We start from the raw sequence: 13,696 nt of genomic DNA, 5'->3' as shown, positions 1-13,696 counted from the left end.
GGGTTCATGCCTGTATCATTCGCACAAATGAAGTGTAAACTTTATTTTAACTATGGTCAATAAATGAAAAAAAGAAAACAAGCTTATTCTTTCTTGAAGAATTTGCTTGTTTTCTTAATGAGGCTATCTTCTTTTAAAGGATCCTGTTCGTTTCGTAGTGCTGGGTTTGCTAACCGAAGGTTTGGTTACTTTGTTCGGCGTAGATCCATCGTTTTTTCTTGTCGTTGAGCTGCTGCCGCTGCCAGCGGTTCCTGTATTCATACTGGAGTTACCGGTGCCGGTTTTGAACGTCCCCGTGCGGTCAGAAGTAGTCGGTTTTTTATCGCTTGTCGTATCCGTGACAGGAGGCTTGGCAGTCGATCCACCACCTGCACTGTAGGTTGGAGTTCGAGTGTAACCCCGATAATCATAGTCTCTATGGCTATTAAACCAACCTCCGCCAAAAACGGATTGCAGGAGGCTCGCGGTTAAATATCCTTGCAAGAATGAGGAATCGTAATGCTCTCTTGCATATTGAATCGTATTGATTTCTACAAGTGTATTATTACTTGCCTGAGGATCCTTTTGAATATTGATAATCTTATCGTTATAGAGCAAGAACATCTCGTCATCGGATTCCTTGCTTTTCTCTTGCGGTGTCTCCTGTGCTGCCAGTTCTGCTGCAACAGCTGGAACTGTCTTGCCTTCTACTGCGTAGACCTTTTGCAAATTGCTTCCCTTGCCGTCCACACTGACCAGAGGGTATTCGTTCTTCACATAGCTTCCGGCGTCTCCGCATGCAGTCAAAAGGGAAATGGTAAGTACAATGGCAATCCAAAAAGACCATTTTTTCATGAATAGCATCCCTCCTTCCGGTGCATGGTTAATGATACCACAGCTCGTTTATAGCGTCGATTTTAAAAATTTTATTTGATTACCCGGTGTCCGCTCGCCTTCCATAGCTACAAATTTACCATCCTGCCACTGCAGGAAGAAAAACCTTTTATCCGGTCCGAAATATCGCCAAAACATCACATCGTCACCGCTGCGGAAATCTGTATTACCTTCTGTGCGTGTCATATCACTGCGGTAATGTTCTAATTCGAAAACCGTATCGCCATCAAGCTCTAAACGGGAAGGAACATCATTAGGATCGTCTAAGGCGCCTTCCACAAAACTGCATATAAAGCAGTCGAACGTTCTTCCTTTTTCTACAATTAAACATTGAATATTCGTTCCGCTTTGCAAGTAGTATGCGTAACGGTGGGGGGCAAATCCCCGGTCAAAATAAACAACCTTTCCAGAAATCACATACTCTTCAAGGTCTACATTAACGATATCCCCGACACGCGAATCTTCTAAGGGATTGGTCGGTTCAGCAGAGGCTGGTGCTTGCTTTTGACTGCGGATTATATTGCTCACACGTTTAAATATTGACATATGAAACGCTCCTCTTTATATTTCGATTGTTTTCTCTATTTGTCTTATACGTGTAGGGTGTACGGCTGGTTTCGTTCTAATCAAAGAAGTGCCTCTGGAAATATGTAATGAGATTGTGGTATAATACTCGAGATATTCTTAAGGGCGGCCGGTTGGATCATGGATGATGTAAATCGAGAAGTGGATTCCGCTAAGAAAACTATAGACACGGATAGGAAGTCGTACTTAAGGGTAAAAAAGAAACAAGGCATTAGCCTGCCCTGTACAAAAGGAGATTGAATGTATTGAAAACATTTCAAGAGTTTGGTTTAGAACCAAAAATTTTACGCGCAATTACGGAGATGGGTTTTGAAGAATCTACACCGATTCAAGAAAAAACAATTCCGCTCGCTATGGAAGGCCGCGATTTAATCGGTCAAGCACAGACCGGTACGGAAAAACCGCAGCATTCGGTATACCGCTTGTTAATAAAATCAACATCACAGAAGACCGGATTAGTGCACTTATCATGTGTCCTACAAGAGAGCTTGCGATTCAGGTAGCGGAAGAGATCGAGAAGCTTGGACGCTTCAAAGGAATTCGCTCACTGCCAATTTACGGCGGACAGGATATCGTTAAGCAAATTCGTGCACTTAAAAAGAAACCGCAGATCATTATCGGAACTCCAGGACGTTTGCTTGATCATATCAACCGCAAAACGATTAAACTGGATGATGTAAAAACTGTTATTCTTGATGAAGCGGATGAAATGCTGGATATGGGCTTCATGGATGATATTCAATCCATCCTGAGTCTAGTTCCTGACGAGCGTCATACGATGCTGTTCTCCGCAACTATGCCTGCTAACATTCAAAAATTGGCGCAACAATTCCTTAACAACCCTGAGCATGTTTCCGTTATTCCTAAGCATTAGCGCTCCGCTAATCGATCAGGCGTATATTGAGCTTCATGAGAAACAGAAGTTTGAGGCCCTTAGCCGTTTGCTGGATATGGAATCTCCTGAGCTTGCGATTATTTTCGGAAGAACAAAGCGAAGAGTCGATGAGCTTGCTGAAGCGTTGCAAAAAAGAGGTTACGCGGCAGAAGGCTTGCACGGCGACTTGTCCCAAAATCAACGTGACAATGTCATGAGAAAGTTCCGTGACGGCAGCATTGATGTTCTTGTTGCTACAGACGTGGCTGCACGCGGATTGGACGTGTCCGGTGTTACTCACGTAGTGAACTTTGACCTTCCTCAAGACCCTGAAAGCTACGTACACCGTATCGGTCGTACTGGACGCGCTGGTAAAGAAGGAACAGCTTGGACATTTGTTACCCCAAGAGAAATTGATCACCTGCATTTTATCGAAAAAGTGACTCGTCACCGCATTTCCAAAAAGCCGCTACCTAGCTTGGCGGATGCGATTGAAGGTAAACAAAAAGTCACAGCTGAACGCATTTTGGAAATTATGCAAAATGAAAGCCACAACGAGTTCAAAGGCTTGGCTATTCAAATGCTTGAGCAGTATGATTCCGTTAACTTGCTTGCGGCTGCAATGAAGCTACTGACCGGCGAGAAGAAAGAAGTTGAAATCGAACTTACTCCGGAAGAGCCAATTCGCGCTAGAAAGAAAAAATTCGATGTTCGCAGCTCAGGCCGCCGTGTAGGCGGAGGCGGTTACGGCTCAGGAGACCGTAGAAACGATCGTCAAGGCGGGGGAGGCTATGGCTCTAACTCCAGATATCCTCGCAGAGACGGACGCGATTACGGTTCCAAAGAAGGCGGCTACAACCGTGATGGAGAAGGACGCAGTTCTTCAAATCGCAACCGAGATTATAACAGCGGAAACCGTGACCGTTCCAGAGCTCCGCGCAAGAACGAAGAGACTTTGGTGAACAACTAATATATGAGAGGGGCGGGGATTACAAGATCCTCGCCTTTTTTGCGCTGTTTCCAATCCTTTCAAACGTCTACCTATATAGATGAAAATAAGTTATAATGGAAACATTACATCTGCTGAGGAGGGCCCAGTTTTGGAGTTTAGAGGAGTCATGGGAGGGCTATACAGAATTACCGAATGGATTATGCGGTTAACCGTCATTAATCTTTTGTGGATTGTGTGCTCGATTCCAGTTTTCTTTTTCGGATTTATGGGTTTGGTAAGTCAAACTACGGATGCATTTCTATCCATACTTCCTATTGTAGCGATATTGTCACCGTTTACATTATTTCCTGCAACGGCCGCGATGTTCACCGTAGCAAGAAAATGGGTGACTGGGGAAGAAGATGTGCCGCTTCTGAAAACATTTTTCCGCGGCTATAAAGAAAATTATGTTCAGAGTATGGTTGGCGGAATCATATTCATTATTGTTATCGCGATCATTGTCGTGAACTATTTCTTTTACACCAAGCAAGGCGGATCTCTGAAAATGCTTTCTGTGCTGTTTATCGCATTTTCAGTAGTTATTGCTATCGCCATGTTTAACTTCTTCTCCATCATGGTTCATTTGCATATGAAGGTGCTTCAGATAGTCAAAAACTCCATTCTGATCACTATTGGCAGTCCGATCAATTCGATCGTCACCATACTTTGTAATGGTGTAATCGTCTACATCTGCTTAACCAAGATGAATTTTTTCCTTGTTGTATTCTTCATGGGAAGCGTTGTCGCAACGTTCTCCTTCTGGCAGTTTAACCGTAGCTTCACGAAGCTTCAAATGAAACAGCAGGAGCTTGAAGAGAAGGCTCAAATGAATCAAGAGCAGAACGAAGATGACAACGATAAAGACATCACAGAATCGGAGCCTAGCTTGTCAGAATCTCATGAGTCGGACACGCATACTTCATCCAATGATGAGAACAATAAAGTGTAAACCTACCAGTTGAAAAACATGTTGTAGAGCACTATAATAAGAACTACAAAAGAATCCTGCGATGTTCGTCTCGGTTTTAAGTTGTTTTGAACCAATGACTGTTTCTAGGGAGACCTAAATCAAAGCATAGCTGACATGCCCTCGAAAAGGGACTTCTAATATGCTTTTGCGGACACCCACCTGCGAGAGCGGGTTTGAAACACCAAAACCGGACGGCATATGCGGGTTTCTTTTTTTGTGTAAAAACGAAAGTAAGCAAAAACGGACTATCTCTATGTAGAGATAGTCCGTTTTTGCTGGACATGGAATTATACATTCCATTTGTCTTTTAGTTCTTGTGGGATTTCTGGGGAGTTAGCAGACCAACTTAATGGACCAGCCAATGGAATGATCATAGCTACTGCTGCGACAATCATAGATATTGCAGTTAACGTAATTTTTTTTCATGGTTGTTTCCTCCTTTCTAAGAGTATGAATAATTTTTCGAATAAAGGACTTATTGATATAGAATAAAAAGCAAAACTAAGAATGATAGTGGAATTTCCCAAGACTAGACTTAAGAGAATAAGTAGTACACCTAGCCATTTTAGATATTTGAAATTTTCTTTCTTGAATTTGAAAAAAACTCTAACATTTTTTGGAGCATATAATATTATAGATAATGCTGCTAGGAAACCAATAAAGTAGTTGAAATAAGAGTTGTCAATATTAATATGAGTGAGTCCTATCATAACTAGTGATGAATATATCATACATAAACTTGATGATTCAAAATGTAAACTGCCAATAAACATTTTAAGAAGAATTGTACAAAGTATAACGAGTAATGCTTCTTTTATGTGATTTGTAAAAATCGATATAATAAGTGTTGTAGCGAAGCTAACGGAAATATTTTGCCAAAACTTTAAAAACAAAAACGATAACCTCTCGAGATGGAGATTTCGGATTATTATTAACAGAATAATCAGCAATGCTTGCTATATATCTATCAATTAAATCCATGTCGAATTCCCGTTTCTATTATATTTATCTTTTAGAAGTTTCTTATTTAATTTATAAGAGAAAGTTACAACTAGAAATGTACATATTAATAATAATACTGTACCAATTAAATGAATAATTCCAATATTTCCAATGTATAAATAATTAACAAAGACTGTAACTAATAGGGATGTTATCATACACGAAGAAACAATGAAAAAAAGTTTGTTTAATGGAGGATTTGCGTAAATATTAGGAATTAAAAATCCAAATTTTTTCCTGCTTAACAAAACAGAGACTAAGTAAAGAACAAGTGCAACAGAAAATAGAACTATGTTCCTCGTTAAGTCATCGATTTTATTTAAATTTATTGATTCAATTAAATTTCCTATCATAAACCCAATCAATTCAAGTCCAACACCCAACAAGCCTGAAACAATGCCAATTAACATACTAAACCAGATCGAAATTTGAAAAAATACTACTAACGAAATTATCCACAAAAATAAAGTGAACATAAAGTTTATTAGTGCGTTATGCCAATAAGTTGTAAAATATGCTGATTCTAAGGCGAGAAATAAAGATATAATCACGTGTTTTAATCTCTTGTTCTTCTCTACTGGCAATCTGAAGAGTACATCCGCAAAGGAAAGGCCCGCTAGAAACTCAATAAATGAAAAGAAAATATTAATTAAGAAGTTCATGTTGATTCACCATCGTTTCATTATTATGTTTTCTGCTTTTTTATTCGTTCTTTTGTATAGCCAATCCTCTTAAAGAGAGTATAAGCCTATTTATACCAAAAGCATATACTATTTAATATACTACAAAGGTCGACATAAATCGACTTCGACCAGTTATATATGATTGGAAACATTAATTATAAAAATAAAGTTTAAAATTAAATGCCCTATTAGGGTTGGAATTATGGAACTAGATTTATAGTAAATATAGCAGAAAACAACTCCGATAACGAAGTATAGTAGGAATCCTTGCCAATCGTTATGCAAAGCAGCAAATAGTATAGAACTAATAAAAGCGCTGATAAAAAAATTGCTTTTCGAAACTAAGGATCCAAAGATTATCTTACGGAAAATTATTTCTTCTACGATAGGAGCGTTTAAAATCATATGAACGGACTGAATTGGATACTCCAGCATAAGTTGATGTGGCACATTAATTTTAGAGCTAGGAACCAATAAATTGAAAGCGATTTCTAATAATAATGGAATAAAAATCGCCTTCTGAACCCAACCGCCGATTGATATTCTGGAGAAGGCTTCTTTTATGCTTATTCTTATGTATTCAGCTCTGATTAAGTACAGTGTAGATGCTAATGTTATAAGCGGCAGATCAACAACCATAAATTTATTTAATGTAAAATAGGTAGGTATGGTCGCACACATATAAATCAATAAGATTAGCAAATAATTTCTTTTTGGTTTGGATGATTTCTGTTGACATAAAAATCTCCTATAATAGTTATACTTCTACTTATAGTATAAAAATCTTATACATTCAAGTAATATGAAGAAAAAGCCCCTTTTTAAATAGAAAGGGCTTTTTCTTTTTCTATTTTTGTACCAAATCGCTCAATTCATGGAAAGTTTCTTTTAATGTTCCATACAGTTTGCGGTAGATTTGGTAGTAGCTATTGTAGCGGTTATGGTTTTCGGCTATCGGTTCCATGCGATCAACAACTTGGATCCATTTCTCACATAGGGTAGTGATATCTTCCTGGAGTACTCCGGAAGCGGCCATGATTGCCGCGCCGTAGGCAGGTCCATCTGTTGAGTTGACGGTAACAACAGGAATACCGAAGATGTCTGCAATCATTTGACGCCAGAAAGGACTTCTGGCTCCACCACCATTGACTCGCAGCTCCGTAACTTCGATGCCTGACTCCTTGATTAGCTGCATAGAGTCATACAGTCCAAATGTAATACCTTCAAGAATAGCGCGAGTTAGATGAGCTTTGCCATGACGTAGGTTCAAGCCAATGAAGCCGCCGCGTGCTTTAGGGTCCGGATGCGGTGTACGTTCGCCGGATAAGTAGGGTAGGAAGATCAGTCCTTCGCTGCCCAGTGGTGCAGCTTCTGCTTCGGCTGTCAGAATCTCATAGACGTCTTTTCCTTCTCGCTTAGCCTGCTCAAGCTCTTCGTGGGCAAAGTGATTGCGCCACCATTGGAAAGAGCCGCCAGCCGCTAGCATAACACCCATGCGATGCCATTTGCCTGGCACGCCGTGACAGAAGGAATGAAGTCGGCACGCTTCATCCGCTTGATAAGTGTCGTCGTGGACAAAGACGACACCGGAAGTGCCGAGCGCCACGGACGCGATGCCATGGCGGACAACGCCGACGCCGACGGCGCCGCAGGCTTGATCGCCGCCCCCGGCGACGATTGGCGTACCGGCGGCTAGCCCGGTCAAGGCTGCTGCTTCAGGCAGCAACTTGCCCGCTACGTCGCCGGACTCAAAGAGCGGCGGCAGCCATGCCATGGGGATGCCGAGTCGATCAACGACCGTCTCCGACCATTTGCGGCCGGCTACGTCCAAGAGCAGCGTGCCGCTTGCGTCCGCCATGTCCATGCCGAATTCTCCTGTCAGGCGCAGCCTGACATAATCCTTCGGCAGCAGCACGTGGCGAACACGCTCATAATGCTCCGGCTCTTGATCGCGGAGCCAAATGATCTTAGGCGCTGTAAAACCAGTGAGCGCCTTATTGCCTGTGAGACGGCCAAGCTCTTCGCGGCCTACTGTATTTTCGATATATTCGCACTGCTCCCCAGTACGTTGATCACACCAAAGGAGAGCGGGGCGAATGACTTGCTGCGCTTCATCCAAGAAGACAGAACCATGCATTTGGCCGGAAAAACCAATTCCTGCTATTTCATTACCTTGAATACCAGCCTTCTGGATCAGCGCGCGGATCCCCTCGACAGTAGCCATCCACCAATCTTCAGGATGCTGTTCTGCCCATCCCGGATGTGGTTGATACAGAGGATATTCAACACTGTGACTTGCAGTTACATGGCCCGTATCATCAACAAGGATACATTTGACAGCAGATGTTCCTAAATCTAAGCCTAAAAAATACGTCATGAATCGAATCACCCCTGGAAATTATGAATAAAATAGTGTTTGCATCATCTTTGTTTGTTTAATAAATATACAAAGATATATTCTTAACATATTCGCACTGCTGGCTTGAAATCCTTCTTCAGCAAGAAATAATTTTCTGCAAAATTTACGATTATTGCATTGTAAACTTCAGATTTTCCGGGCTCGTAGATGTGACCTATAAATTAAAGCTTAATTGCAGCAGCAACAAGAGAAGCTTCATCTCATTTTTACTGGTACATCTTGCGATTCATTTTCATAAGCTGAACCAACGAAGTAAATGGGCTTGGTCCTAAACTTTCTGAAAGGATAGGGAACTTTCATCATACATGTCTTCAAATGTTTCCTTAGGGAAAAATATTTCCGTATGCACATAACTGTTTGCCAGTAGCATAATATGAAGTTGTGTAGTATAATTGCAATATAAAGTTTCCCCCGGACAACATTATTGGTCACACGAAAGAAGGGATCGATTTATGGAAGTGGCTTACAAGAAGACGGATGAAGAATTAAAAGGCTGGAGAAGCAAGTCTCCTATGCCGAGTTTGCCGGAAGTGCACCAAAGCTTGTCTGTACCCAAGAAGGCCGGATTTTTTCGTAAGCTTCTTGCCTTTGTGGGACCAGGATATTTGGTTGCGGTGGGTTATATGGACCCTGGTAACTGGGCAACCGATTTGGCGGGCGGCTCACAGTTTGGTTATACGCTCTTATCCGTTATTTTAATCTCGAATTTGATGGCCATTTTACTGCAAGCATTATCAGGACGTTTAGGTATTGTTACTGGCCGAGATTTGGCCCAGGCGTGTAGAGATCATTATAGTAAGCCGGTCTCTTTTGTGCTATGGATACTTTGCGAATTAGCGATTGCCGCATGTGATTTGGCGGAAGTCATCGGTGCTGCTATTGCATTAAATCTCCTGTTTGGGATCCGTTGATTTATGGTGTCATACTTACAGCTGTAGATGTCTTAATTGTTCTGATGCTTCAGAAAAAAGGATTTCGTTATATAGAAGCTTTAGTTATTAGTTTAATGGTTTTAATCACCGTTTGTTTTGTTTTCGAGCTCATATTCTCACAACCTGAATTAAAAGCTGTCGCAGCAGGTTTTATTCCAACGACAGAGGTCGTGACGAATCCCGCAATGCTTTATATTGCTTTAGGTATTCTAGGTGCGACTGTGATGCCGCATAATCTCTATCTACACTCATCAATTGTTCAAACTCGTAAAATTGAGCCTACCATTGAAGGGAAACGCTCGGCAATTCGTTTTGCTACGATTGATTCGACGGTTGCATTAATGTTGGCGCTGTTTGTTAATGCAGCAATTCTGATCCTGTCTGCCGCTGCATTCCATTCGGCGGGCCAAGAAGTAGCAGAAATCCAAGATGCCTATAAGCTGCTTGGACCTGTACTTGGAACTGGAGCAGCAAGTATTTTATTCGGAGTTGCTTTACTAGCATCGGGGCAAAACTCGACTTTAACCGGTACTTTGGCAGGTCAGATCGTAATGGAGGGGTTCCTCAATATTCGGTTAACTCCATGGCTTCGCCGTTTAATTACCCGAATGATTGCGATTGTGCCTGCAGTTATTGTCATCGCAATCTCAGGAGAAAAGGGTGCTTCAGATCTGCTGGTACTTAGCCAGGTCATCCTTTCCTTGCAGCTATCCTTCGCCGTAATACCGCTTGTAAAATTTACAGCTGACCGTAAGAAAATGGGTGAGCTTGTCGCTCCAGTATGGATGCAGGTGTTAAGTTGGTTTGTTGCTATTGTTATTGCAGTTTTGAATGCTTACCTGCTGTATAGCACATTTTTTGGATGATCATATGCAAAATAAGGCAAATAGAGCAGGGGTGCGACACATCCTTGCTCTTCTTACTTTTATTTTACCTCTTTTTCTTGGGCTTAATCAGTGGTAAGATAGGGGAAGTGTAGAAAAGGCAAGCGGTCTATACACTTCATTGAAGGGGGAACGGCTTTTGCTAAAGAGAATGTTAATAGGTTTGGTTCGTAGTCACGAATCGACCGGGGAGAGAGCCAAGGATCCACTGCTCAAAACAAGATATTATAAGCTGCCTAAGGACCAAGTATGGGAGGAAGTAACGGCGGTCATTAAGAAGACACCGGGGTACAAGCTTCTGCATGAGGTTAAAAATGTTGGTGAAATCGTAGTTGAACGAAGAACAATGCTGGGACGTACACAGGATGTGACTTTAACCCTGTTTGGTATTACTCCTGTTAAGACGGCTATAGATATTTATTCAGCTTCCCGCGGTTCTATGGGAGACTTGGGGTCCAATTATCGGACAATCTTGGATATTTATAAGCAATTAGATCGAAAGCTAGCTTCATATAAAATTGACTCATAACAAAAACAGCAGGGAAGCTTGGCCTCCTTGCTGTTTTTATTTCGCTATAAGAATAAATAGGTTGTGGGTTTCAGCTGCCTTACACGAGTTTCTTTACAGCTTCAATAGCTGTTTCATAGTTCGGATGACTCGTCATTTCACCCAGGTATTCTACATATTGAACCGTATCGTTAGCATCAATCACGAAGATTGAACGCATATCAAGCTGAATTTCTTTAATAAGTACGCCGTAAGCTTCGCCAAACGCTCTCGTTTTGTAGTCGGACAAAGTAATGACTTTGTCGATTCCAGCAGCGCCACACCAGCGGGATTGGGCGAACGGAAGGTCTACGCTCACGGTAATAACAACAACATTATCGCCAAGCTTAGCTGCTTCTTCGTTGAAACGACGAGTTTGTGCATCACACACGCCTGTATCTAGAGAAGGAACAACGCTGATCAGCTTAACTTTACCGGCATAGTCAGCTAGAGTAGCTTGATTCATCAGGTCTTTGTTGAGTGAGAAGTTAGGTGCTTTGTCACCTACTTTAATTTCAGGACCTACGAGAGTGATCGGATTACCTTTTAGTGTTGCAACACCTGTGCGTTCTTGTGCCATATGTACGTTTCCTCCTTTATTTACCATCCAAAATACCAACTTTATTATTATAAGCTTTTTGAACTCGGCTTGTCCAATTACCGTGCTAAAGCTATAATTAGAGCCGTATGACCTCAGATTTTTCTTTAGCTGTCCGTTGATGTTGGAGGATTGGAATGTGGAACTAAGACAATTGCAATATTTCGTGAAAGTAGCCAGAAAACAGCACGTTACGCAAGCTGCGGAGGAAATGCACGTGGCGCAATCGGCTGTCAGCCGTCAGATTCACTTATTGGAAGAAGAGCTAGGAGTAAGTCTTTTTGTACAGAAGGGGCGTAACCTTCATTTGACGTCAGTCGGACAGTTATTCTTGAGCCGAGTGGAAGGGATTTTAACGGATTTGGAGCGAGCGGTCGGAGAAATTCACGAATTTCTTGATCCCGAGGCCGGCGAAATTCGAATTGGTTTTCCGCATAGCTTGGTCATTCATTTGCTTCCTTCCGTCATTGCTGCTTTTAAGAAGGACCATCCTAATGTGAAGTTTAGACTTCGTCAAGGGACGTATAATAGTCTGATTCGGGATGTTTCGAAAGGTGAGCTGGATCTCGCATTTATTTCCCCATTTCCTGAGTCTCATGATTATGTCACCGGAGAAATCCTGCTTACAGAAGAGTTGTTTGCCATCCTCCCTCCCAATCATATTCTTGCGGATTACAATTCGATCCGACTTCAACAGCTTAAAGATGATTCCTTTGTGATGTTCAGCGAGGAGTACACGCTGCGTTCGATTGTGATGGAAGCATGTGTGAAAGCTGGTTTCACGCCCAAGATCGAATTTGAAGGTGAAGAAACCGATACGATCAGAGGGTTAGTTGCTGCAGGTATGGGAGTCAGCCTGCTGCCAAGTATGGCGCTGATGGAAGGCGGAATTATGCAGCCGGCGAAAATAAGGGTTACGGACCCGCAGGTCACCCGTACAGTCGGTCTTATTCGTAGAAACGAGCAAAAGCTGCCGCTTGTTGCAGATGTGTTTCGTCGATTTTTATTTGATTATTTTCAAATTCTTAAATAATGCGAAAAGAAGAAGCTTTCCGGTATCTCCCTTAGAGGGCGGGACCGAAAAGCTTTTTTAGTTTACCTTTATTCGTCATCGCTGCGGCTGTTGAATATCATAATATATTTGAGCAGCTCCAATATGGATATGAGAGCGGCAGCAACGTAAGTGAGAGCAGCGGCGTTGAGCACTTTGGCGACTCCGCGTTCCTCCTGATTGGTTATGAAGCCTTCGGCAACCATGAGCTCACGAGCTCGGGAGCTGGCATTGAATTCGACAGGCAGAGTGACTAATTGAAAAGCAACTGCAGCAGAGAAGAAAATAATACCAAGTCCGAGAAGCCAAGGGATTTGTTGAAAGAGGAAACCCGCCAATATCAGAAACGGTGCTACGCCTGAAGCGAAATTTACAACGGGAAACATTTGATGGCGAAGCACGAGCATCGGATAATGAACCTTATGCTGAATGGCATGCCCCACTTCATGGCAAGCTACGGATACAGCTGAAACGGAGTTTTGATAATAAACAGCCTCGGAAAGACGGACAACTCTTGCAAGAGGGTCGTAATGGTCGCTGAGTGCGCCGGGGACTACCTCAATGGGTACATCATACAAGCCGTTAGCATCAAGCATTCGTCTGGCCGCTTGGGCGCCTGTCATGCCTGAATACACAGGTACGTCCGACCATTTGTTGAATGTTCCCCTTACGCGGAACGAAGCCCACATGGAAAGTGCGAATGCAATAATAATGAGAAAATCCATCGGGTGAAAAAACATGTGCATTCCTCCAAATCAATTTATGAGAATGGATTTTTGCCCAGGAGGATCACAAGCGCCTCAATGCAGGCAGCGGTGGGCTGCGTAAGAATCTTATAAAGTTTTTTCATTTGACTGGGCTTAAGCTGCTGAATGATCGGATCCAATTCCTTGGCTTCTTTCACAACCTGCTCCAAGTGAAGTTGAATTGATGTCAGCTTATCTCTCACCGAGTCGTCTGGAGATACTTTATTTAACTGCTGCAGACTCGCTTTGATTTCCTCTAAGGTATACTTCTCGTTCTTCATGAGTTCAATACGCCTCAGCAAGCTCAAAGTTTCATCGCTGTACAATCGGTAATTGGTATCAGACCGTTTTTCCGGTTCAATCAATCCCAGCTTGGTGTAGTAATCAATCGTTCGAGGACTGACATCGCTAAGCTTGGCTAATTCTCCGATTTTATAGAGCTTTGCGTTCCCCATTAACAATCACCTCTACTCCATGTTTGGTTTGTTGCTTCTACTATACTTAATGATAACTGATTCCAAACCGTACAGTCAAACGTAAT

At 42.2% G+C, this 13,696-nt stretch carries 12 protein-coding genes, 1 other RNA gene and 2 pseudogenes; 6 read left to right on the top strand and 9 right to left on the bottom strand.

All coding sequences use genetic code 11. From position 1 onward, the window contains the following. Positions 1–123 precede the first annotated feature (123 nt). Together L0M14_RS17575 and L0M14_RS17570 are read right to left on the bottom strand one after the other, a co-directional pair. Positions 124–834, bottom strand: a complete 711-nt coding sequence (locus L0M14_RS17575; protein ID WP_235117953.1) for a DUF4247 domain-containing protein — start codon at positions 832–834, stop codon at positions 124–126. A gap of 48 nt (positions 835–882) precedes the next feature. Beyond that, positions 883–1,419: a DUF4178 domain-containing protein gene (locus L0M14_RS17570; RefSeq protein WP_235117952.1), complete on the bottom strand. Its 537-nt coding sequence runs from the start codon at positions 1,417–1,419 to the stop codon at positions 883–885. Positions 1,420–1,703: 284 nt separating this feature from the next. Between L0M14_RS17570 and L0M14_RS17565 the strand changes: the two are divergent. The 3 genes and pseudogenes from L0M14_RS17565 to ssrS all read left to right on the top strand — a co-directional run bounded on the left by L0M14_RS17565 (position 1,704) and on the right by ssrS (position 4,504). Continuing rightward, positions 1,704–3,302: pseudogene (locus L0M14_RS17565) on the top strand (DEAD/DEAH box helicase). A gap of 130 nt (positions 3,303–3,432) precedes the next feature. Beyond that, the gene (locus tag L0M14_RS17560; protein WP_235117951.1) at positions 3,433–4,272 is read left to right on the top strand and encodes a YesL family protein; all 840 of its coding nucleotides are present in this window, start codon (positions 3,433–3,435) and stop codon (positions 4,270–4,272) included. A 50-nt stretch (positions 4,273–4,322) separates the two neighbouring features. Further along, positions 4,323–4,504: non-coding RNA, 6S RNA (ssrS, locus tag L0M14_RS17555), on the top strand. A gap of 211 nt (positions 4,505–4,715) precedes the next feature. Here ssrS and L0M14_RS32030 read toward each other — a convergent pair. From L0M14_RS32030 to xylB, 4 genes are all read right to left on the bottom strand, one after another. Then, positions 4,716–5,186, bottom strand: a complete 471-nt coding sequence (locus L0M14_RS32030) for an accessory gene regulator B family protein (RefSeq protein WP_350340478.1) — start codon at positions 5,184–5,186, stop codon at positions 4,716–4,718. 78 nt (positions 5,187–5,264) lie between these two features. Continuing rightward, on the bottom strand, positions 5,265–5,957 hold the full coding sequence (locus L0M14_RS17550; protein WP_235117950.1) for a hypothetical protein: 693 nt from the start codon (positions 5,955–5,957) through the stop codon (positions 5,265–5,267). A 153-nt stretch (positions 5,958–6,110) separates the two neighbouring features. Then, positions 6,111–6,383 (bottom strand): CPBP family intramembrane glutamic endopeptidase, encoded by a 273-nt coding sequence (locus L0M14_RS32025; protein WP_350340518.1) that lies wholly within the window; start codon positions 6,381–6,383, stop codon positions 6,111–6,113. 442 nt (positions 6,384–6,825) lie between these two features. Continuing rightward, positions 6,826–8,355, bottom strand: coding sequence for a xylulokinase (gene xylB / locus L0M14_RS17545; RefSeq protein WP_235117949.1), 1,530 nt, complete (start codon positions 8,353–8,355; stop codon positions 6,826–6,828). Positions 8,356–8,849: 494 nt separating this feature from the next. On the opposite strand from xylB, the pseudogene L0M14_RS17540 reads away from it, so the two are divergent. Together L0M14_RS17540 and L0M14_RS17535 are read left to right on the top strand one after the other, a co-directional pair. Further along, positions 8,850–10,195 (top strand): annotated as a pseudogene (locus tag L0M14_RS17540) (Nramp family divalent metal transporter). A 157-nt stretch (positions 10,196–10,352) separates the two neighbouring features. Further along, positions 10,353–10,742 carry a DUF1499 domain-containing protein gene (locus tag L0M14_RS17535; protein WP_235117948.1) on the top strand — a complete coding sequence of 130 codons (390 nt, stop codon included), beginning with the start codon at positions 10,353–10,355 and terminating at the stop codon, positions 10,740–10,742. A 79-nt stretch (positions 10,743–10,821) separates the two neighbouring features. Here the strand turns inward: L0M14_RS17535 and tpx are convergent, their stop codons facing one another. After that, entirely contained in the window at positions 10,822–11,340 is a 519-nt protein-coding gene (tpx, locus tag L0M14_RS17530) for a thiol peroxidase (protein ID WP_235117947.1), read from the bottom strand. A 157-nt stretch (positions 11,341–11,497) separates the two neighbouring features. Between tpx and L0M14_RS17525 the strand changes: the two genes are divergently transcribed. Beyond that, on the top strand, positions 11,498–12,391 hold the full coding sequence (locus L0M14_RS17525; protein WP_235117946.1) for a glutamate biosynthesis transcriptional regulator GltC: 894 nt from the start codon (positions 11,498–11,500) through the stop codon (positions 12,389–12,391). 68 nt (positions 12,392–12,459) lie between these two features. On the opposite strand, the gene L0M14_RS17520 is transcribed toward L0M14_RS17525, so the two are convergent. Together L0M14_RS17520 and L0M14_RS17515 are read right to left on the bottom strand one after the other, a co-directional pair. Then, entirely contained in the window at positions 12,460–13,149 is a 690-nt protein-coding gene (locus tag L0M14_RS17520) for a zinc metallopeptidase (RefSeq protein WP_235117945.1), read from the bottom strand. A gap of 20 nt (positions 13,150–13,169) precedes the next feature. Further along, positions 13,170–13,610 carry a MerR family transcriptional regulator gene (locus tag L0M14_RS17515; protein WP_235117944.1) on the bottom strand — a complete coding sequence of 147 codons (441 nt, stop codon included), beginning with the start codon at positions 13,608–13,610 and terminating at the stop codon, positions 13,170–13,172. Positions 13,611–13,696: the final 86 nt, after the last annotated feature.

The sequence above is a fragment of the Paenibacillus hexagrammi genome, from assembly GCF_021513275.1.
GTDB classification, from domain to species: domain Bacteria; phylum Bacillota; class Bacilli; order Paenibacillales; family NBRC-103111; genus Paenibacillus_E; species Paenibacillus_E hexagrammi.
This window is presented reverse-complemented; position numbering and strand designations above follow the sequence as displayed.

Coding starts and splice junctions, on each gene's coding strand:
- L0M14_RS17575 (WP_235117953.1), bottom strand. CDS start 834: ATGAAAAAATGGTCTTTTTGGATTGCCATTGTACTTACCATTTCCCTT.
- L0M14_RS17570 (WP_235117952.1), bottom strand. CDS start 1,419: ATGTCAATATTTAAACGTGTGAGCAATATAATCCGCAGTCAAAAGCAA.
- L0M14_RS17550 (WP_235117950.1), bottom strand. CDS start 5,957: ATGAACTTCTTAATTAATATTTTCTTTTCATTTATTGAGTTTCTAGCG.
- L0M14_RS32025 (WP_350340518.1), bottom strand. CDS start 6,383: ATGATTTTAAACGCTCCTATCGTAGAAGAAATAATTTTCCGTAAGATA.
- xylB (WP_235117949.1), bottom strand. CDS start 8,355: ATGACGTATTTTTTAGGCTTAGATTTAGGAACATCTGCTGTCAAATGT.
- tpx (WP_235117947.1), bottom strand. CDS start 11,340: ATGGCACAAGAACGCACAGGTGTTGCAACACTAAAAGGTAATCCGATC.
- L0M14_RS17520 (WP_235117945.1), bottom strand. CDS start 13,149: ATGTTTTTTCACCCGATGGATTTTCTCATTATTATTGCATTCGCACTT.
- L0M14_RS17515 (WP_235117944.1), bottom strand. CDS start 13,610: ATGGGGAACGCAAAGCTCTATAAAATCGGAGAATTAGCCAAGCTTAGC.